The following is an 18866-nucleotide window of genomic DNA, read 5'->3' as shown; positions in this document are numbered from 1 at the left end:
CTTATTGGCCGCCCTTCTTCGCCTTCATCGACGCGCGAAAGCGCGCCGCCCAACCCGCGCGCTCTTCCTGCCGGCCTCGCGCCAAGGCAAGTGAATCCTCGGTAACGTCCCGGACGATCACGGAACCTGCCGCGACGATGGCGCCGTCCCCGATCGTCACCGGGGCGACCAGCGCCGAGTTGGAGCCGACGAAGGCCCCCGCGCCGATCACCGTGCGGCTCTTGAGATAGCCGTTATAGTTGCAGGTGATCGTGCCGGCGCCGATGTTCGCCTTGGCGCCGACCTCGGCATCGCCGATGTAGCTGAGGTGGTTGGCCTTGGCGCCGGCGTGCAGCACCGCGTTCTTCACCTCGACGAAATTGCCGACCTTGGCGCCTTGCTCCAGCACCGCGCCCGGCCGCAGCCGCGCATAGGGGCCGACCTCGACGCCGCTCGCCACGTTGGCGCCCTCGACATGGCTGAAGGCGTGGATCGTCGCGCCGTCCGCCACCTCGACGCCGGGTCCGAAGACGACGTTCTGCGCGATCGTCACGTCGCGGCCGATCACCGTGTCGTGCGCGAACCACACCGTCTCGGGCGCGAGCAGCGTCGCGCCCTCCGCCATCGCACGCGCGCGGCGCGCCTGCTGCCACGTCGCCTCCACCGCGGCCAGCTCGGCGCGGCTGTTGACTCCCGCGACCTCGTCCGCCGCCGCCTCGATCACCGCGGCCTGCCCCGACAGCTCGACCACGTCGGTGAGATAATATTCGCCCGCCGCATTGGCGTTGCCGAGCCGCGCCAGCAGCGCGAACAGCCGCTCGCCGCGCACCGCCATCAGCCCGGTATTGCACAGGTCGACCGCGCGCTCGGCGGCGCTGGCGTCCTTATATTCGACGATCTTCTCGAGCCGGTCGCCGCCGGGCGCGACGATCAGCCGGCCGTAAGCGCCGGGGTCGGCGGGGCGGAAGCCGAGCACCACCACTTCGGGCGCGTCGGCGGCGTGGAGCCGGTCGAGCATCGCGCGCATCGTCGCCGCGCTGACCAGCGGGACATCACCGTAGAGGATCAGCACGTCGCCCGCGAAGCCCGCCAGCGCCGCCTCGGCCTGCCTCACCGCGTGACCGGTGCCGAGCTGCTCGGCCTGGTGCGCGGTCGCGGCGCCGAGCGGGGCGACCGCCGCCTCGACCTGCTCGCGCCCGGCGCCGACGACGACGACGGTGCGCTCGGGCGCGAGCGTGGCCGCGCTGGCGAGCAGGTGGAGCAGCATCGGGCGTCCCGCGACGGGATGCAGCACCTTGTGCAGATCGGACTTCATCCGCGTGCCCTTGCCCGCGGCAAGGACGACGATGGCGACGGGCGGCTGGCTCGACATGGGCGTGCCCTGCCACCCTTTGCTTGCCAATTCCAGTATGAGGCGGCAACGCGGCGCGCGCATGACCGACTTCCCCTTTCCGATCGTCGGGTTCGACCTCGACGGCACGCTGCTCGACACCTCGGGTGACCTCACCGCCGCGGTGAACCACGCATTCGCCTCGGCCGGGCGTCCCACGCTGACCGTCGAGCAGGTCAAGCCGATGATCGGCGGCGGCGCGCGCCACATGCTGGCGCAGGGCATGGCGGCGACCGGCGGCTGCTCGGAGGAGGAGCTGGCAGTGCTGCACCGGCGGCTGCTCGACTATTATGAGGCGCATCTCACCGTCCACACCCAGCCCTATCCGCACGCCATCGACGCGCTCGACGCGCTCGCCGCGCGCGGTGTCCGGCTCGCGGTGGTGACCAACAAGCTCGAGCATCTCGCGCGTCAGGTGCTCGGCCAGCTCGATCTGACCGGGCGCTTCGTCACGATCATCGGCGGGGACACGATGGGGCCGGGCAACGGCAAGCCGTCGCGGCTGCCGATCGACGCCATGGTGGAACGCTGCGGCGGCGGGCGCGCGGCGTTCGTCGGCGACTCGATCTACGACATACAGGCCGCGCACGCCGCCGGGCTCCCCGCGGTGGCATGTCGTTTCGGTTTCCTGATGCAGCCGGTCGAGGAGCTCGGCGCGGAGGCGATCATCGACGGCTTCGACGAACTCATCCTCACGCTGGAGCGGCTATGACCGGTACCACCTCGCTGGCGCAGGTCCGCCCGCTCTTCCTGCTCGCGCTGGTCGCCGCCACGCTCGGCGCGGTGACGCTCGCGCTGCTGCCGCACCCGCCGCAGGTCGCGAACGTCGGCGACAAGTGGCAGCATATGTTCGCCTTCGGCACGCTGACGATGCTGTCCGTGCTCGCCTTCCCTGCCAGCTCGCTGCTGCGCATCGGCGAGCGGCTGTCGTTCCTGGGCGCGATGATCGAGGTGTTGCAGTCGATCCCCTCGCTCCACCGCGACTGCGACATCATGGACTGGGTCGCCGACACGACCATCATCGTCGCGGTGCTGGTGGTGGTCGCCGTCGCGCGCCGCGCCGGCGCGGGCGGCGCGGCTGCCCAAGAGCGGCGAACTGCGCTACACCCGCGCGCGTGATCGACGAGATCCCGCTCCGCACCTGGCTCGCGGTCGCGATCGCGGTCGCGACCGCCGCGGTCGTGCTCGTGCTCTCCGGCGGCGACGGCCAGACCGCGCTCGCCGCGCTGGCGGGATGCGCCGCGCTGGTCGTCATCATCGCCACCATCCCGGAGGAACTTCCCGCCGACGCCGCGCCCGAGCCGACCCGCGCCGAAATACCCTATGAGGCCGCGCTCGAGGCGATCGCCGAGCCGGTGCTGGTGCTGCGCGCCGGCCGCGTCGTGGTCGCCAATGCCGCCGCGCGCGCCCTGCTGGGCCAGCATATCCTGGGCGAGGACGCGCGCGTCGCGATCCGTCACCCCGGTGCGGCCGACCATCTCGCCGATGGCGCGGAGCACCCGGTCGATCTGGTCGGGATCGGCACGCTCGACCAGCGCTGGCAGATGCGCACCGCCGCGCTCGGCCCCGCGCTGCGGCTGGTCCATCTCGTCGACCAGACCAACCAATATGCCGCCGAGCGGATGCGCGTCGATTTCGTCGCCAACGCCAGCCACGAGCTGCGCACCCCGCTCGCCTCGATCCTCGGCTATGTCGAGACGCTCGCCGATGCCGCTGGGGAGGATCCGGGGCTGCGCCAGCGCTTCCTCGGCATCGTCTTCGACGAGGCGCGGCGGATGGAGCGGCTGGTCGAGGACCTGATGAGCCTGTCGCGGATCGAGGCGGAGAAGTTCCGCCTGCCGCGCGCCGAGGTCGATCTCGCCGGGCTGGTGCAGGACGCGTGCGACTCGCTCTCCACCACGCACGGCAACCGCGGCGACGACATCCGGCTGGCGCTGGCCGAGGACCTGCCGCGCGTGGTGGGGGATCAGGCGCAATTGTCGCAGCTGATCCACAATCTCGTCGGCAATGCGATGAAATACGGCCGCGCGGGCACGCCGGTCGAGGTGTCGCTCAGCGGCGTCGACCGCACCGTCTGCCTCGTCGTCGCGGATCAGGGCGAGGGCATCGCGCCCGAGCATCTGCCGCGCCTCACCGAGCGCTTCTACCGCGTCGACCCCGGCCGCAGCCGCTCGCTCGGCGGTACCGGCCTGGGACTCGCGATCGTCAAGCATATCGTCGAGCGCCATCGCGGGCGGCTCGACATCACCAGCCAGGTCGGGGTCGGCACCCGCGTGGCGGTAACCCTCCCCGCCGCCGGGCCGGACGCTGCTGTCATCAAGGCGTAACGCTTGTGTCACATTGGCGGCGCCACCGGGGCCGCCGCACGGGCCGCCCGCTCGGGGGTATGATGTCGCGCTTCGTCAACGCGCTCGCGGCCAGGATGCCGGCCACGCTGCCGCACGCCATGCTGGCGGCGACGGCGCTGGTCGCGCTCGGCGGCTGCGTCGACGAGGCGGCGGGCGGCGGTGCGGGATCGCGCGATCAGATCCGCATCGTCGGTTCCTCCACCGTCTATCCCTTCACCACGCTGGTGGCCGAGCAGTTCCTCGCCAACGATTCCGGCGCCAAGCCCCCCGTGATCGAGGCGACGGGGACGGGCGCGGGGATGAAGCTGTTCTGCGGCGGGATCGGCGCGGCGCAACCCGACGTCGCCGATGCCTCGCGGCGGATGCATCGCGCCGAATATGAGGCGTGCGTGCGCCACGGCGTCGACGCGGTGCTGGAGGTGCCGATCGGGATCGACGGCATCGCCCTCGCCGAGTCGCTGCGCGGTCCGGGGCTGCGACTGAGCAGCAGCGATCTCTATCGCGCCCTCGCCGCCGCGCCGGGTGGCCGCCCCAATCGCGCGCGACTGTGGCGCGACGTCAATCCCGCGCTGCCCGCCACCCCGATCCAGGTCTATGGCCCGCCCGCGACGAGCGGGACGCGCGACTCGTTCGCCGAGCTGATCATGGCGCCGGGCTGCGAGGCGGTGGAGCCCGGCACGCGAGGGCTGCGCGAGCGCGCGCCCGAGGTCTTCGCCGCGCGCTGCCAGCGGCTGCGCGAGGACGGCGCCTATGTCGACGCCGGCGAGAACGACAATCTGATCGTCCAGAAGCTCGGCACCAACCCGCTGGCGATCGGCATCTTCGGCTATGCCTATCTCGAGGAGAATGCGGGCGCGCTGCGGGGTGTTCCGCTGGGCGGCGTAGCGCCCAGCTACGCCACGATCGCGGACGGCAGCTACCCCGGCGCGCGCCCGCTCTATCTCTACGTCAAGAAAGCGCATCTGCGCGCGATCCCGGGGCTGCGTCCGTTTCTCCGCCGCTACGCCGCGCTCTGGGGTCGAAGCGGCCCGCTCGTGCGCCGCGGGCTGATCGCTTCGCCCGAGGCGGTGCAGCGTCGCGCCGCCGCGGTGATCGCCGACGAGACCCCGCTCGATCCGGCGGGGTTGCGCTGATGTCGCCGCTCGCGCTCGCCTTCCTGATCGCCGCGCTGGCGCTGATCGGCTGGATCACGGCGCGCGCGCGCGCGGCGCGCTTCCGCCGCGGCACGACGCGGCGGTTCAGCTCGCTGCCGCAACACCACGGCTGGTTCGTCGCGATGGGCACGCTGCTGCCCGCGCTGCTCTTCCTCGCCGTCTGGCACGTCAGCTCACCCGCGCTGGTGACCGACGCGGTGCTCGCCACGCCCACCGCGGCGCAGCTCCCCGCGCCGGGGCTCGATCGCGCCGCGGTGCTGGCGGAGGCGCGCAACCTCGCCGCCGGGCGCGCCTACGGCGCCTTCCACCCGCTGTCCGAGCAGCTCGCCCCCGCTTATGCGGCGGCGCAGGCGCGCTACGACTGGATCGCCACCGCGGTGGCGCTGTTGCTGGCGTTCGTCGGCGGCGCGCTCGCCTTCCTGCGCGTGCGTCCGGGCTTCGGTGCGCGCGGCCATGTCGAGCGCGTGATCATGGCGCTGCTGCTCGCCGCCTCGCTGATCGCGATCGTGACGACCGTCGGGATCGTCGTCTCGCTGCTGGTCGAGAGCGCGCGCTTCTTCCGCCTCGTGCCGATCGGCGACTTCCTGCTCGGCACGCACTGGAGCCCGCAGGTGGTCGACCCGCGCGATCCGGGCGCGAGCCTCGGCGCCGTGCCGCTGTTCTGGGGCACCTTCTTCATCGGGGCGGTGATCGCGATGGCGGTGGCGATCCCGTTCGGGCTGATGAGCGCGATCTACCTCACCCAATATGCGCGGCCGGTGACGCGGCGCTGGATGAAGCCGCTGCTCGAGATCCTCGCCGGCGTGCCGACCGTGGTCTACGGCTATTTCGCCGCGCTGACCGTCGCGCCGGCGGTGCGCGACCTCGGCGTGGCGCTGGGGGTGAGCTGGGCCTCGTCGGAGAGCGCGCTCGCCGCGGGAACGGTGATGGGCGTGATGATCATCCCCTTCGTCTCCTCCATGGCGGACGACTCGCTCTCCGCGGTGCCCGCGGCGATGCGCGACGGCAGCCTGGCGATGGGCGCGACCAGCTCGGAGACGATCCGCAAGGTGCTCGTCCCCGCCGCGCTGCCCGGCGTGGTCGGCGGCGTACTGCTGGCGGTGAGTCGCGCGATCGGCGAGACGATGATCGTGGTCATGGCGGCGTCGGGCGTGGCGACGCTGACGCTCAATCCCTTCGCCAGCACCACCACCGTCACCAAGCAGATCGTCGACCTGCTCACCGGCGAGGCCGCGTTCGACTCGGCCAAGACGCTCGCCGCCTTCGCGCTCGGGCTGACGCTGTTCGTCATCACCCTGCTGCTCAACGTCGTCGCGCTGATCGTGGTGCGGCGCTACCGCGAGGCCTATGAGTGACCGCCGCGTCCCGGAGGCGCCGGTGAGCGCTGCGCCCACCCAGCGGCGCCCGACCGACTGGCGTACCGCCGCGATGCAGCGCCGCGTGCGCGCGCGCTATGCGGCGGAGCGGCGGTTCCGGTTGCTCGGGCTGGCCGCGGTGGTGGCATCGGCGGCGTTCCTGCTGTTCCTCCTCGCCGCGATGATCGCGCGCGGTGCCGGCGGCTTCGTCGAGACGCGCGTCGCGCTGCCGATCGACCTCGCGCGCGCGGGACTGGCCGTCACGCCGGCGCAGCTGCGCGGCGCGCGCGCCGATCTGGCGCTCGCGGGCGCGGGGCTGGAGGAGGCGGTCGACGCCGCCGCCAACGCCGCCTTCCCGCGCGCCGGCGGCGCGGCGCTGCTGTCCGACGCGGCGTGGCTGCGCGTGCGCGAGGCGGTGAAGCGCGACCCCTCGCTGCTGCACCGCGCGGCACTGATCGACGTGCCCGTCGCCTCGGCGATCGACATCGCCTTCAAGGGCGGCGGCACCCCCGCGGCGCGCGCCACCGCGCGCACGCTCGCGCCGCAGCTCTCGCGCGGCCTCAACCGCGATTTCCTAACCGGCGCCGATTCGACCGACCCCACCCGCGCGGGCATCTGGGGCGCGCTCAAGGGGTCGCTGCTGACGATGCTGGTGACCCTGCTGCTCGCCTTCCCGATCGGCGTGTTCTCCGCGCTCTACCTCGAGGAATATGCGCCGCGGAACCGCTGGACCGACCTGATCGAGGTGTCGATCAACAATCTCGCCGCGGTGCCCTCGATCATCTTCGGACTGCTCGGGCTGGCGGTGTTCCTCGGCACCTTCCACATGCCGCGCTCGGCGGCGCTGGTCGGCGGGCTGACGCTCGCGCTGATGACCACCCCGGTGATCGTGATCGCGGCGCGCAACGCGATCGGCGCGGTGCCGCCCTCGATCCGCGACGCCGCGCGCGCGCTCGGCGCCTCGCCGGTGCAGGTGGTGTTCCACCACGTGCTGCCGCTGGCGCTGCCCGGCATCCTCACCGGCACGATCATCGGCATGGCGCGCGCGCTGGGCGAGACCGCGCCGCTGCTGATGATCGGCATGCGCGCCTTCATCGCCGCCCCGCCCGAGCGGCTGACCGACCCGGCGACGGTGCTGCCGGTGCAGATCTTCCTGTGGTCCGACGACGTGCAGGCCGGCTTCGTCGAGAAGACCTCGGCCGCGATCATCGTGCTGTTGGTGTTTCTGCTGGCGATGAACGGCCTCGCCATCTACCTCCGCAACCGTTTCGAGACCCGCTGGTGATGAGCAACGCCCCGCCCAAGATGACCGCGAGCGGCGTCGACGTCTTCTATGGCGCGAAGCAGGCGATCCGCAATGTCAGCATCGACGTGCGCCAGGAGGACGTCACCGCCTTCATCGGCCCGTCGGGCTGCGGCAAGTCCACCTTCCTGCGCACGCTCAACCGCATGAACGACACGATCCCGAGCGCGCGCGTCTCCGGCGATATCCGGCTCGACGGCGAGGACGTCTATGCCAAGGCGATGGACGTGGTGCAGCTGCGCGCGCGCGTCGGCATGGTGTTCCAGAAGCCCAATCCCTTCCCCAAGTCGATCTTCGAGAATGTCGCTTATGGCCCGCGCATCCACGGGCTGGCGCGGTCGCGCGCCGACCTGGCGCTGATCGTCGAGCGCTCGCTCACCCGCGCGGGGCTGTGGAACGAGGTGAAGGACCGGCTCGGCGACTCGGGCACCGCGCTGTCGGGCGGCCAGCAGCAGCGGCTGTGCATCGCGCGCGCGATCGCGGTCGATCCCGAGGTGATCCTGATGGACGAGCCGTGCAGCGCGCTCGATCCCGTCGCCACCGCGCGGATCGAGGAGCTGATCCACGACCTGCGCGGGCGCTACGCGATCGTGATCGTCACGCACAACATGCAGCAGGCGGCACGGGTGAGCCAGCGCACCGCCTTCTTCCACCTCGGCCAATTGGTCGAATACGGCGACACGTCCGACATCTTCACCAACCCGCGTGAGGAGCGGACGAAGGACTATATCACCGGGCGCTACGGCTGAGAGACGGGACGGGACGGATGGCGAACAGCCAGGAACATACGGTCAAGGCCTTCGACCAGGACATCGGCCAGCTGCGCGGGCTGATCTCGCAGATGGGCGGGCTCGCGGAGAGCGCGATCGCCGAGGCGATGGTCGCGCTGCAGCGCGGCGACACCGACCAGGCCGCGCGCGTCGCGGCGGGCGACCGCAAGATCGACGCGCTGGAGGCGGAGGTGGAGCGCACCGCGGTGCGGATCATCGCGCTGCGCGCGCCGATGGCGGACGACCTGCGCGAGGTCGTCGCCGCGCTCAAGATCGCGGGCGTGGTCGAGCGTATCGCCGATTACGCCAAGAACATCGCGCGCCGCGTGCCGCAGATCGAGAGCGAGCATCGCATCGACCCGATCTCCACCCTCCCCGCGATGGCCAAGATGGCGTCCGAGATGGTCCACGAGGTGCTCGACGCCTTCGCCGCGCGCGATCCCGTAAAGGCGCTGGCGGTATGCGAGAGCGACCGCGCGCTCGACGATTTCTACGACAGCATCTTCCGCACGCTCGTGACCTATATGGTCGAGAATCCGAAGACGATCAGTCAGTGCGCGCACCTGCTGTTCGTCGCCAAGAACCTCGAGCGGATCGGGGATCACGCCACCAACGTGGCGGAGATGGTCTATTTCGCGGCGACGGGGACGCGACTGACCGAACGCGACAAATCACACCACGGGGGTACGATCTGATGGCCAAGGCCCGCATGCTGCTGGTGGAGGACGACGCCAGCCTCGCCGAACTGCTCGTGTGGCATTTCACGCGCGAGCATTTCGCGGTCCAGCACACGATCGACGGCGAGGAGGCGCTCCTCATGGCGAAGGAGACTCCGCCCGACATCGTGCTGCTCGACTGGATGGTGGAGGGCATCTCGGGGATCGAGGTGTGCCGCCGCCTGCGCCGCGCCGCCGAGACGCAGAACGTGCCGATCATCATGCTCACCGCGCGCGGCGAGGAGGAGGATCGCGTCCGCGGGCTCGAGACCGGCGCGGACGATTATGTCACCAAGCCCTTCTCGCCGCGCGAGCTGGTGGCGCGCGTCGGGGCGGTGCTGCGCCGCGTCCGCCCCGCGCTGGCGGGCGAGCAGCTCACCTATGCCGACCTCGAGATGGACACGGTCGGGCACAAGGTGCGGCGCGGCGGCGAGGTGGTCGCGCTGGGGCCGACCGAGTTCCGCCTGCTCAAGCATTTCCTCGAACATCCCGGCCATGTCTTCTCGCGCGAGCGGCTGCTCGACAGCGTTTGGGGGCACGACAGCGACATCGAGAGCCGCACCGTCGACGTCCACATCCGCCGCCTGCGCAAGGCGATCAACGAGGGCGGACGCCCCGACATCATCCGCACGGTGCGCTCGGCCGGCTACGCGCTCGACACAGGGCATTGAACTTTTACAGATAGTTACAGCGGAATGGCCGTGCTCCTGCGAACGCAGGAGCCCAGCGCCGCGAAGCACCACGCTCTTTACCCTGGTTTCCCGCGCGCGCGGGAACACTGCGGCTGGTAAGCGCGCGCCGCCCCTTCTCTTCGGTGCGCCCTCGCAACGATGGACCTTTTCTCGACGCCGGATCGTTGGCCGACCCGCGTGACTTTACGCGTTTCTGACCGAACGCACGGCAGGAGAGAGAACATGAAGACGATCCTTCTGGCAGCAGCCGCCGTCATCGCCATGCCCGCGATGGCGATCGCCCAGGACACCCCGCAGCAGGCGCCGCAGACGGGCACGACCGCGCCCGATCCCACCACCGCGCCCGATGCCACCGCCCCCGCCGACGCGGCCCCCGCCCCCTCTGCCGACACCACCGCCGATCCGGCGATGAGCCAGCAGCAGGCGCCGATGCAGACCGCGCCGTCCACCGGCGACGCGGCGATGCCGCCGTCGACCACCCCCGCCTCGCCGCAGCCCGCCGCGGGCGGCGCGATGGGCACCGAGACCGCCGGCGGCTACCAGCCGTCGCAGCCCGCGCTGTCGGGCACGCCGCAGCCGGGTGCGACGGTGCGCTTCCAGCCCGCGCCCTCGCCCGACCAGGCGTTCCCGGCGCCGGCGCCCGAGGCGAACTACCCGATCTGCAAGAAGGGCCAGTATGACGGCTGCATGCAGGCGAGCGACGCTGGCGGGAAGAAGCGCGCGCGTCGTCGCTGAGCCGGCGCGGGGACGGGCTTTGCGCCCGTCCCGCACCTGATTAGGAAAGGCGCTCCATCTCGCGAGGGAGCGCCTTTCTCATGTCGATCCGCTTCGACGGACGCGTCGCCATCGTCACCGGCGCCGGGGGGGGTCTGGGGCGCCATTATGCGCTCGACCTCGCACGGCGCGGCGCACGGGTCGTGGTCAATGATCTCGGCGGCGACCGGTCGGGCCAGGGCGGCTCCGACGCGGCACAGGCCGTGGTGGAGGAGATCCGCGCCGCCGGCGGCACCGCGATGGCGAATGGCGCGAGCGTGACCGACGTCGCGCAGATGGAGGAGATGGTCGCGCGCGCGCAGGAGGCCTGGGGCGGCGTGCATATCCTCATCAACAACGCCGGCGTCCTGCGCGACCGCAGCTTCGCCAAGATGACGCCGGAGGATTTCGCCTTCGTCGTCGGCGTGCATCTGCTCGGCTCCGCCAACGCCACCAAGGCCTGCTGGGACAGCTTCCGCACCCAGGGATATGGGCGCGTGCTGATGACCGCGTCCTCCTCCGGTCTGTTCGGGAATTTCGGCCAGGCGAATTACGCCGCGGCGAAGCTGGGGCTGGTCGGGCTCGCGCGCACGCTCCACCTCGAGGGCGCGCGCTACGATATCCGCGTCAACACGATCGCCCCGGTGGCCGGGACGCGGATGACCGAGGAGCTTTTCCCCGCCGACGCCTTCGCGGCCTTCGCGCCGGAGAAGGTGGCGCCCGCCGCCCTCTTCCTGGTGAGCGAGGACGCGCCGAGCAACCAGATCGTCGGCGCGGGCGCGGGCGTGTTCCAGGCGAGCGAGATCACGCTGACCCCGGGCGTCCTGCTCGAGGGCGACGCTCTGTCGCCCGAGGGCGTCGCGGCGCATTGGGCGGCGATCACGGACCGGACCGGCGCGCTCGTCCCCGAATCGGGTGCGGCGCAGGCGATGCTGATCGACGCGGCACTCGCGCGCGGCTGACCGCGCGGCGGCGGCGTCGCGGGGCGCCGGCGGGCCCCGCTCTCAATGCGCGAAGAGCCAGGCCGCCACCTGCTCGGCGATCGGCGCGAACACGCGATCGTCGTCGCGCGCCGCGGGCGGCTCGCCCGCGTCGGAGGCGACCCGGATCGCCAGATCGAGCGGCACGCGGCCGAGGAACGCGATCCCCGCCTCGTGCGCCGCGGCCTCCGCGCCCCCGCGCCCGAACGGATCGGACACCTCGCCGCAATGCGGGCAGGCATAGCCCGCCATATTCTCGACCAGGCCGATGATCGGCACGCCCGCCTTCTGGAACAGGTCGATCGCGCGCCGCGCGTCGATCAGCGCGAGGTCCTGCGGGGTCGAGACGATCACCGCGCCGGCGGGACGATGCTTCTGCACCATGGTGAGCTGGACGTCGCCCGTCCCCGGCGGCAGGTCGACCACCAGCGTGTCGGTCACGCCCCAGTCGGCGTCGACCAGCTGCCCGAGCGCACCCGCGGTCATCGGCCCGCGCCACGCGATCGCGCGGCCCGGCTCGACCAATTGCCCCATCGACAGCAGCGGCACGCCATAAGGCGTCGCCACCGGCAGCAATACCTTGTCGCGCGCCTCGGGCCGGGTTCCCTCCACCGCCATCAGCCGCGGCTGCGACGGGCCGTAGATGTCGGCGTCGACCAGCCCGGTCCGCCGCCCCGCGCGCGCCAGCGCGATCGCGAGATTGGCCGACAGCGTCGACTTTCCCACGCCGCCCTTGCCGCTCGCGACGGCGATCAGGCGTCGTCGCGCCCGCTCGGCCGTGACCACGACCCGCACCTCATGGTCGGGCCGCGTCGCCGCCATCGTCACCGCCGCCTCCAGCGAGTCACGCGCGGTGGCGTCGAGCCCGCTGGCGTCGATCACGACCCCGATGCGACGCCCCTCGACTCGCACCGTCGCGCGCTCGCCCGCGACCGCGCGCACCGCCTGCTTCAGCTCATTCTCGTCCATGGACATGATCCGTTACGCCTCGTGTCGCGGCTTGCCACTGTTTTTCGGCCGATCCGCACTTATAAAGGCGGGATGATCATCTCGCGACGCTGGCTCCGGCGCCCCATCACCCTCGCCGCACAAAGCAACGGCCCCTGGGGCAACGACGACAATGTCGGCCCGCGCAACCCCTGGTCGGTGCCGCCCGGCGCCAAGCGCACCGGCGCCAAACCCACCGCCTTGGACGAGTTCATCCGCCGCGCGCGCGGCAGTGGCGGCGGTGGCGGCGGCGAGGGCGGCGGCCCGCAGCTGCCGCTCGGCGCCAGCCCGCGTATGCTGTGGCTGCTCGGCGTCGCCGTGCTGGTGGGGATCTGGCTGGTGCTCACCTCGATCCACCAGATCGGGCCGCAGCAGCGCGGCGTGGTCACCTATTTCGGGCGCTACTCGGGGATGCTCGAGCCGGGCATCCGCGTCACCTTGCCCGCGCCGATCGTCAACGTCACCAAGGTGGACGTCGAGCAGGTCCGCACCGACGAATTCCCGCGCGACGGCGGCGAGACCGTGCTGACCGGCGATCAGAACATCATCGATCTGGCCTATACGGTGCGCTGGCGCGTCTCGGACGCGCGCAACTACGTGTTCGAGATCAAGGATCCGCAGGAGACCGTCCGCGCCACCGCGGAGAGCGCGATGCGCGCGGTGCTGGCCACCACGACGCTCAACCAGGCGATCGGCGCGGGGCGGACCGAGATCGAGGCGCGCGTCGCCGAGACGATGCAGGAGATCCTCACCAGCTATCAGGCCGGCGTCCAGGTCCAGGGCGTGTCGATCAAGCAGGCCGCGCCGCCGCAGCAGCTCGCCGACGACTTCAACGCGGTGACCGCGGCGCAGCAGGAAGCGGTGGGCAACCTCAACAACGCCCGCTCCTACTCGCAGCAGGTGATCGCGCGCGCGCAGGGCGAGGCTTCGGCGTTCGACCAGGTGTACGAGCAATATCGCCTCGCCCCCGAGGTGACCCGCCGCCGCATGTATTATGAGACGATGGAGGCCGTGCTGGCCAAGACCGACAAGACGATCGTCGAGACCCCGGGCGTGACGCCGTATCTGCCGCTCGACCGCGGCCGCCGCTTGCAGGAGCCGAACGCGACCGCGTCGGGCACCGCGCCGGCGCAGCCGAGCGGGGGGGCGCGCTGATGCCCGTCTGGCTCCGCAATCCCGTCGCCGCCGGCCTGCTCGCGCTGGCGCTGGTGATCGTCGCCGCGGCGACCTTCGCGATCGTCCCCGAGACGCAGCAGGCGGTGGTGCTCCGCCTCAACAACCCGGTGCGCCTGATCAACCAATGGCAGCCGGGCCAGGCGATCGGCCGCACCGGCGCCGGCGTGATCGCGCGCATCCCCTTCGTCGACAAGATCGTCTGGGTCGACAAGCGCGTGCTCGACGCCGATCTCGACAACACGTTGGTGCTCTCGACCGACCAGCTGCGGCTCACCGTCGACGCCTTCGCGCGCTTCCGCATCGTCGACCCGCTGCGCGCGGTGACCTCGACTGGCAGCACCTCGAACACCGAGGAGCGGGTCGCCGACCAGCTCCGCCCCCTGCTCGGCACCGCGCTGCGCAACGAGCTGGGCAAGGTGCCGTTCGCGACCCTGCTCAGCCCCGAGCGCGGGCGCGTGATGGACGAGATCCAGGAGTCGCTCGGCCGCTCGGCCAAGCAGTACGGCGCCGAGATCGTCGACGTGCGGATCAAGCATGCCGACCTGCCCGACGGCAGCCCGCTCGAGAGCGCGCTCCAGCGCATGCGCACCGCGCGCCAGCAGGAGGCCAATACGATCCGCGCGCAGGGGCAGAAGCAGGCGCAGATCGTCCGCGCCGAGGCCGATGCGCAGGCGGCGCGGATCTACGCCGACGCGTTCAGCAAGGACGCCGATTTCTACGATTTCTATCGCGCGATGCAGAGCTACCGCCACACCTTCGGTGCCGATGGTGGCCCGCAGCCCGAGGGCAGCACCAACATCATCATGAGCCCGAACAACGGCTATCTGCGCGAATTCGAGGGCGGGCGGCGATAGAACCCGCGGCGATGTCGCGCGTTCATATTCAAACGACGTTCATCGCATGTTCGCCACAGCATGTAGCGTTCCCGCTTTATTCGACAGGGTGATTCAGAGGACATGAAGAAAGTGCGTTATGCCTACGCCCTCACCGGCGCCCTCCTGCTCGGCGGCACCGCGGCGTCGCTGACGCTGCAGAACCCGGCGACCGCGCAGGTCGCGCAGAACGAGCCGGGCGCGATCAGCGCCTCGGCCCCGCGCGGCGGCGCACCGATGAGCTTCGCCGACATGGTGGCCAAGCTCCAGCCCGCGGTCGTCAACATCTCCACCACGCAGAAGGTCACCGTCCAGCAGTCGGCCAACCCGTTCGCGGGCACCCCGTTCGGCGACCTGTTCGGCCAGTTCGGCGGCGGCGGTGGCGGTGCGCCGGTGACGCGCGAGGGCACCTCGCTCGGCTCGGGCTTCATCATCTCGGCGGACGGCTATGTCGTCACCAACAACCACGTGATCGCGCCCGCGTCGCGCGGCGCGACGGTCGAGTCGATCACCGTCACCTTGCAGGACCGCAAGGAATATACCGCCAAGCTGGTCGGTCGCGACCCGACCAGCGACATCGCGGTGCTGAAGATCACCTCGCCTGCCCCGCTGCCGTTCGTGCGGCTCGGTGATTCGAGCCGGGCGCGCGTCGGCGACTGGGTGGTCGCGATCGGCCAGCCGTTCGGGCTGGGCGGGACGGTGACCGCGGGCATCGTCTCGGCGGTCCACCGCTCGACCGGCGCCGGGCCGTTCGACACGTTCATCCAGACCGATGCCGCGATCAACCAGGGCAATTCGGGCGGCCCGATGTTCAACCTCAACGGCGAGGTGATCGGCATCAACAGCCAGATCTACTCGCAGTCGGGCGGCAATATCGGCATTGGCTTCGCCATCCCGGCGACCGAGGCCAAGCCGATCATCGACACGCTGGTGAAGGGCCAGCCGGTCAAGCGCGGCTATCTCGGCGTGGGCATCCAGCCGGTCAACGCCGACATGGCGGCGGCGCTCGGCCTGCCCAAGGACTCGGGCGAGATCATCGGCCGCGTCGAGCCGGGTGGGCCCGGCGCCAAGGCCGGGCTTCGTGCCGGCGACGTCGTCAGCGCGATCAACGGCCAGCCGGTGTCGCCGGACAAGACGCTGTCCTACCTCGTCGCCAACGCCGCGCCGGGATCGACGATCAAGCTCGACGTGATCCGCGACGGCAAGCGCCAGTCGCTCAACGCCACCGTCGGCACGCGCCCGTCGGAGGACCAGATGGCGGCGCTGACCGGCGGCGGCGGTGACGACGACGACAGCTTCGGCGGCGACGAGGGCGAGCAGGCCGCGCCCGCGTCCAACTCGCTCGGCATCACGGTACAGCCGCTGACGCCGCAGATCGCGCGCTCGATCGGCGTCGACTCGACGCTCCAGGGCGTGGTGGTCGCGGCGACCGATCCGTCGAGCGACGCCGGGCAGAAGCTGCGCCGCGGCGACGTGATCTCCTCGGTCAACTCGCAGCCGGTGCGCGCCGCCGCCGACGTGGCGCGGGCAGTGGCCGCCGCCAAGGCCGCCGGGCGACCGCAGGTGCTGCTCAACGTCACGCGCGGACGCGCGCAGGGCGTCTTCATCCCGGTGAAGATCAAGTAAGCCTGCCCATGGCAGCGTGACGGGTCGTCGCATCCTCGGGTGCGGCGACCCGTCGCCGTTCGGGGCCGCCGGCGCCCCGCAGCGCGTGCCCCCGTGACGCCGCCCCCGCCGCGTCCTATGACATAGGTGAGCGCGACCAGCGGCAGGAGCGGAACCTTGGCGGACGGCATCTTCATCGGCGCGAACGCGGGCGGGGCGCAGCCGCAATGGCTCCAGCTCGCACGCGCCAACCGCCACGGCCTGATCGCGGGCGCGACCGGCACCGGCAAGACCGTCACGCTCCAGGGCATCGTCGAGGGTTTCTCGCGCGCCGGCGTCGCCTGCTTCGTCGCCGACGTGAAGGGCGATCTCTCCGGCCTCGCCATGCCCGGCGCCGCGACCGCCAAGACCCACGCCGCCTTCGCCGCGCGCGCCGCCGAGATCGGGCTGACCGACTGGTCCTATGCCGCCTGTCCGGTGCAATTCTGGGACCTGTTCGGCGAGCAGGGCCACCCGGTACGTACCACGGTGAGCGAGATGGGGCCGCTGCTGCTCGCGCGGCTGATGGGGCTCAACGAGGTGCAGGAAGGCGTGCTGACGATCGCCTTCCAGCTCGCCGACGAGGAGCATCTGCTGCTGCTCGACCTCGACGACCTCCAGGCGGTGCTGGCGCATTGCGCCGAGCGCGCGCAGGAGCTGACCGCGCGCTGGGGCAATGTCTCCAAACAGTCGGTCGGCGCGATCCAGCGCTCGCTGCTCCAGCTGCGCAGCCAGGGCGCGACCCATTTCTTCGGCGAGCCCGCGCTCGAGCTGGGCGACCTGCTCGGCCACGACGATCAGGGCCAGGGCATCGTCAACGTGCTCGCCGCCGACAAGTTGATGGCGGCGCCGCGGCTCTACTCCACCTTCCTGCTGTGGCTGCTGAGCGAGTTGTTCGAGCAGCTGCCCGAGGTGGGCGATCTCGACAAACCCAAATTGTGCTTCTTCTTCGACGAGGCGCATCTGCTCTTCGACGACGCGCCCGACGCACTGCTCGACAAGATCGAGCAGGTGGTGCGGCTGATCCGCTCCAAGGGGGTGGGCGTCTATTTCATCACGCAGAACCCGATCGACATCCCCGACAAGGTCGCGGGCCAGCTCGGCAACCGCGTGCAGCACAAGCTCAACGCCTTCACCCCGCGCGACCAGAAAGCGGTGCAGGCGGCGGCGCAGACCTTCCGCGCCAATCCCGGGATCGATGTCGCGGCGGCGATCACCGAGCTCAGGACCGGTGAGGCGCTGGTGTCGCTGCTCCAGGCCGACGGGTCGCCCAGCCCGGTCGAGCGTACGTTGGTGCGGCCGCCGGCGAGCCGCGTCGGGCCGGTGACGCCCGAGGAGCGCAAGGTGCTGCTCGCCACCGACGCGGTCGGCGACCGCTACGACGCGCTGGTGAACCGCGAGTCGGCGGAGGAGCTGCTCTCGGCCAAGACGCAGGAGGCCGCCGCCGCGCGGGCCGCCGCGACCGCGCAGGACGAGGCGAGCAAGGCCGCCGCGCTCCAGGCCAAGGAGGAGGCGCGGCAGGCGCGCGAGCGGGTCGCGGCGCAGCGCGAGGCCGAGCGCAGCCAGCGCGCCGAAGAACGCGAGCGCGCCAACGACCCGTGGAACCGCGCGATGACCTCGGCGACGCGCTCGGCGTCGTCGGCGCTGGGACGGACGGTGGCGAACGAGGTGACCAAGGCGGTGCTCGGCGGCGGGCGGCGCGGCGGCGGTGCGTCGGGCGGGCTGCTCGGCTCGGTGGTGCGTGGGGTGCTCGGGGGATTGCTGCGGCGGTGAGCGGGGAGAGATGATCGGGCGGCGTTTCACTCCGCTACGCCCCATCAGAGAACTTCCACCCCGGCAGACACGCAGAACCTCTCCGCTCGTCGCGGAACGTACCCGTCTCCCGTCATCCCGGACGTGTTCCGGGATCCACTCCACCGCGAGAGCAACGCGCGATAAGTTCGCGGGGCGGTGGATCCCGGAACAAGTCCGGGATGACGGGAGGTTGTTGGAAAGGTCCCGCGTCCGCCGGGGCGGTGCAAGAGGTACGGGCGTCGCGCCAGCCCTCTCGCCCGCGCGCGCCATCGGCGCTACACGCCCGCGATGCCGACCTACACCGCCATCACCCACGCCGACCTCGTCGCCGCCGTCCGCGCGCTGGCCGACTCGCTCGCCGCCGCCGACTGGGCGCCGGCGCATCTGATCGGCATCGGTCGCGGCGGGCTGATCCCCGCGGTCTATCTCAGCCACGCCACCGGGCTGCCGATGCTGGCGGTGGATTATTCCTCCCAGTCGGAGGCGCTCGCCGTCGACGCGATCGAGCGGCTGGCGGCGCGGACCCGCGCGGGCGAGCCGCTGCTGTTCGTCGACGACATCAACGATTCGGGCCGCACCATCGGCCACCTGCGTGCGATGCTCGCGCGCGCCGGCGCGGCCGAGGGCAGCGTCCGCTTCGCCACGCTGATCGACAATATCGGCTCCGCGCAGCGGGTCGATTATGCCGCGCGCGTGATCGACCGCGCGGTGACCAAGGACTGGTTCGTCTTTCCCTGGGAGGCGATGGCGCCGGACAGCGCGATCGCCGCCGACGCCGCGGAGCGCCCCGAGCGGATCGCCTGAGGGTGGGAATACACGAGTTGGAGCGCCGAGCGGTTGAACTCGCCGTCGCTCGCTCGCGACAGGAGTGAACGCTTCCCTCCCAGCGTCATCCTGAACTTGTTTCAGGATCCACGGGTCCGCAGGCGCCCCCGCCGCTGGGCTTGCGGCGC

The 18866-nt window shown here is 71.5% G+C and carries 18 protein-coding genes; 16 read left to right on the top strand and 2 right to left on the bottom strand.

Going from position 1 to position 18866, the window contains the following annotated elements; genetic code table 11:
- Position 1 precedes the first annotated feature (1 nt).
- The gene (glmU, locus tag EV292_RS02380; protein ID WP_132907570.1) at positions 2-1351 is read right to left on the bottom strand and encodes a bifunctional UDP-N-acetylglucosamine diphosphorylase/glucosamine-1-phosphate N-acetyltransferase GlmU; all 1350 of its coding nucleotides are present in this window, start codon (positions 1349-1351) and stop codon (positions 2-4) included.
- A 61-nt stretch (positions 1352-1412) separates the two neighbouring features.
- Between glmU and EV292_RS02375 the strand changes: the two genes are divergently transcribed.
- The 11 genes from EV292_RS02375 to EV292_RS02325 all read left to right on the top strand — a co-directional run bounded on the left by EV292_RS02375 (position 1413) and on the right by EV292_RS02325 (position 11422).
- A complete protein-coding gene (locus tag EV292_RS02375; protein WP_132907569.1) occupies positions 1413-2081 on the top strand; it encodes an HAD-IA family hydrolase in 669 nt (222 codons plus the stop codon).
- Positions 2078-2488 carry a hypothetical protein gene (locus tag EV292_RS02370; protein WP_132907568.1) on the top strand — a complete coding sequence of 137 codons (411 nt, stop codon included), beginning with the start codon at positions 2078-2080 and terminating at the stop codon, positions 2486-2488. Before EV292_RS02375 ends, EV292_RS02370 begins: the two co-directional genes overlap by 4 nt.
- A complete protein-coding gene (locus EV292_RS02365; protein ID WP_132907567.1) occupies positions 2485-3696 on the top strand; it encodes an ATP-binding protein in 1212 nt (403 codons plus the stop codon). The genes EV292_RS02370 and EV292_RS02365 overlap by 4 nt, the downstream gene beginning before the upstream one ends.
- Before the next feature lie 62 nt (positions 3697-3758).
- Entirely contained in the window at positions 3759-4850 is a 1092-nt protein-coding gene (locus EV292_RS02360; protein WP_243693562.1) for a substrate-binding domain-containing protein, read from the top strand.
- A complete protein-coding gene (gene pstC / locus EV292_RS02355) occupies positions 4850-6226 on the top strand; it encodes a phosphate ABC transporter permease subunit PstC (RefSeq protein WP_132907566.1) in 1377 nt (458 codons plus the stop codon). The genes EV292_RS02360 and pstC overlap by 1 nt, the downstream gene beginning before the upstream one ends.
- Positions 6219-7511, top strand: coding sequence for a phosphate ABC transporter permease PstA (pstA, locus tag EV292_RS02350; RefSeq protein ID WP_132907565.1), 1293 nt, complete (start codon positions 6219-6221; stop codon positions 7509-7511). The genes pstC and pstA overlap by 8 nt, the downstream gene beginning before the upstream one ends.
- Positions 7511-8278: a phosphate ABC transporter ATP-binding protein PstB gene (pstB, locus tag EV292_RS02345; protein WP_132907564.1), complete on the top strand. Its 768-nt coding sequence runs from the start codon at positions 7511-7513 to the stop codon at positions 8276-8278. Before pstA ends, pstB begins: the two co-directional genes overlap by 1 nt.
- A gap of 17 nt (positions 8279-8295) precedes the next feature.
- Positions 8296-8994, top strand: coding sequence for a phosphate signaling complex protein PhoU (phoU, locus tag EV292_RS02340; RefSeq protein ID WP_132907563.1), 699 nt, complete (start codon positions 8296-8298; stop codon positions 8992-8994).
- A complete protein-coding gene (gene phoB / locus EV292_RS02335) occupies positions 8994-9686 on the top strand; it encodes a phosphate regulon transcriptional regulator PhoB (protein ID WP_132907562.1) in 693 nt (230 codons plus the stop codon). Before phoU ends, phoB begins: the two co-directional genes overlap by 1 nt.
- Positions 9687-9929: 243 nt before the next feature.
- Positions 9930-10442: a hypothetical protein gene (locus EV292_RS22870; RefSeq protein WP_207913318.1), complete on the top strand. Its 513-nt coding sequence runs from the start codon at positions 9930-9932 to the stop codon at positions 10440-10442.
- Between the two features lie 80 nt (positions 10443-10522).
- Positions 10523-11422: an SDR family NAD(P)-dependent oxidoreductase gene (locus tag EV292_RS02325; protein WP_132907561.1), complete on the top strand. Its 900-nt coding sequence runs from the start codon at positions 10523-10525 to the stop codon at positions 11420-11422.
- A gap of 42 nt (positions 11423-11464) precedes the next feature.
- Here EV292_RS02325 and EV292_RS02320 read toward each other — a convergent pair whose 3' ends face one another.
- Positions 11465-12415 (bottom strand): P-loop NTPase, encoded by a 951-nt coding sequence (locus EV292_RS02320; protein WP_243693561.1) that lies wholly within the window; start codon positions 12413-12415, stop codon positions 11465-11467.
- Between the two features lie 66 nt (positions 12416-12481).
- Between EV292_RS02320 and EV292_RS02315 the strand changes: the two genes are divergently transcribed.
- The 5 genes from EV292_RS02315 to EV292_RS02295 all read left to right on the top strand — a co-directional run bounded on the left by EV292_RS02315 (position 12482) and on the right by EV292_RS02295 (position 18717).
- The gene (locus EV292_RS02315) at positions 12482-13582 is read left to right on the top strand and encodes a protease modulator HflK (protein WP_132907559.1); all 1101 of its coding nucleotides are present in this window, start codon (positions 12482-12484) and stop codon (positions 13580-13582) included.
- Positions 13582-14457 (top strand): protease modulator HflC, encoded by an 876-nt coding sequence (locus EV292_RS02310; RefSeq protein WP_132907558.1) that lies wholly within the window; start codon positions 13582-13584, stop codon positions 14455-14457. Before EV292_RS02315 ends, EV292_RS02310 begins: the two co-directional genes overlap by 1 nt.
- A 111-nt stretch (positions 14458-14568) precedes the next feature.
- The gene (locus tag EV292_RS02305; RefSeq protein WP_132908144.1) at positions 14569-16101 is read left to right on the top strand and encodes a Do family serine endopeptidase; all 1533 of its coding nucleotides are present in this window, start codon (positions 14569-14571) and stop codon (positions 16099-16101) included.
- Positions 16102-16257: 156 nt separating this feature from the next.
- Positions 16258-17892: a helicase HerA-like domain-containing protein gene (locus EV292_RS02300; RefSeq protein WP_132907557.1), complete on the top strand. Its 1635-nt coding sequence runs from the start codon at positions 16258-16260 to the stop codon at positions 17890-17892.
- Between the two features lie 309 nt (positions 17893-18201).
- Complete coding sequence (locus EV292_RS02295) at positions 18202-18717, top strand: phosphoribosyltransferase family protein (protein WP_132907556.1); 516 nt, start codon at positions 18202-18204, stop codon at positions 18715-18717.
- Positions 18718-18866: the final 149 nt, after the last annotated feature.

The sequence above is a fragment of the Sphingomonas sp. BK235 genome, from assembly GCF_004345855.1.
Classification (GTDB): domain Bacteria; phylum Pseudomonadota; class Alphaproteobacteria; order Sphingomonadales; family Sphingomonadaceae; genus Sphingomonas.
Note: the sequence above shows the minus strand (reverse complement) of the source record. Positions and strands in the feature narration are given on the sequence as shown.

Coding starts and splice junctions, on each gene's coding strand:
- glmU (WP_132907570.1), bottom strand. CDS start 1,351: ATGTCGAGCCAGCCGCCCGTCGCCATCGTCGTCCTTGCCGCGGGCAAG.
- EV292_RS02375 (WP_132907569.1), top strand. CDS start 1,413: ATGACCGACTTCCCCTTTCCGATCGTCGGGTTCGACCTCGACGGCACG.
- EV292_RS02370 (WP_132907568.1), top strand. CDS start 2,078: ATGACCGGTACCACCTCGCTGGCGCAGGTCCGCCCGCTCTTCCTGCTC.
- EV292_RS02360 (WP_243693562.1), top strand. CDS start 3,759: ATGTCGCGCTTCGTCAACGCGCTCGCGGCCAGGATGCCGGCCACGCTG.
- pstC (WP_132907566.1), top strand. CDS start 4,850: ATGTCGCCGCTCGCGCTCGCCTTCCTGATCGCCGCGCTGGCGCTGATC.
- pstA (WP_132907565.1), top strand. CDS start 6,219: ATGAGTGACCGCCGCGTCCCGGAGGCGCCGGTGAGCGCTGCGCCCACC.
- pstB (WP_132907564.1), top strand. CDS start 7,511: ATGAGCAACGCCCCGCCCAAGATGACCGCGAGCGGCGTCGACGTCTTC.
- phoU (WP_132907563.1), top strand. CDS start 8,296: ATGGCGAACAGCCAGGAACATACGGTCAAGGCCTTCGACCAGGACATC.
- phoB (WP_132907562.1), top strand. CDS start 8,994: ATGGCCAAGGCCCGCATGCTGCTGGTGGAGGACGACGCCAGCCTCGCC.
- EV292_RS22870 (WP_207913318.1), top strand. CDS start 9,930: ATGAAGACGATCCTTCTGGCAGCAGCCGCCGTCATCGCCATGCCCGCG.
- EV292_RS02325 (WP_132907561.1), top strand. CDS start 10,523: ATGTCGATCCGCTTCGACGGACGCGTCGCCATCGTCACCGGCGCCGGG.
- EV292_RS02320 (WP_243693561.1), bottom strand. CDS start 12,415: ATGTCCATGGACGAGAATGAGCTGAAGCAGGCGGTGCGCGCGGTCGCG.
- EV292_RS02315 (WP_132907559.1), top strand. CDS start 12,482: ATGATCATCTCGCGACGCTGGCTCCGGCGCCCCATCACCCTCGCCGCA.
- EV292_RS02310 (WP_132907558.1), top strand. CDS start 13,582: ATGCCCGTCTGGCTCCGCAATCCCGTCGCCGCCGGCCTGCTCGCGCTG.
- EV292_RS02295 (WP_132907556.1), top strand. CDS start 18,202: ATGCCGACCTACACCGCCATCACCCACGCCGACCTCGTCGCCGCCGTC.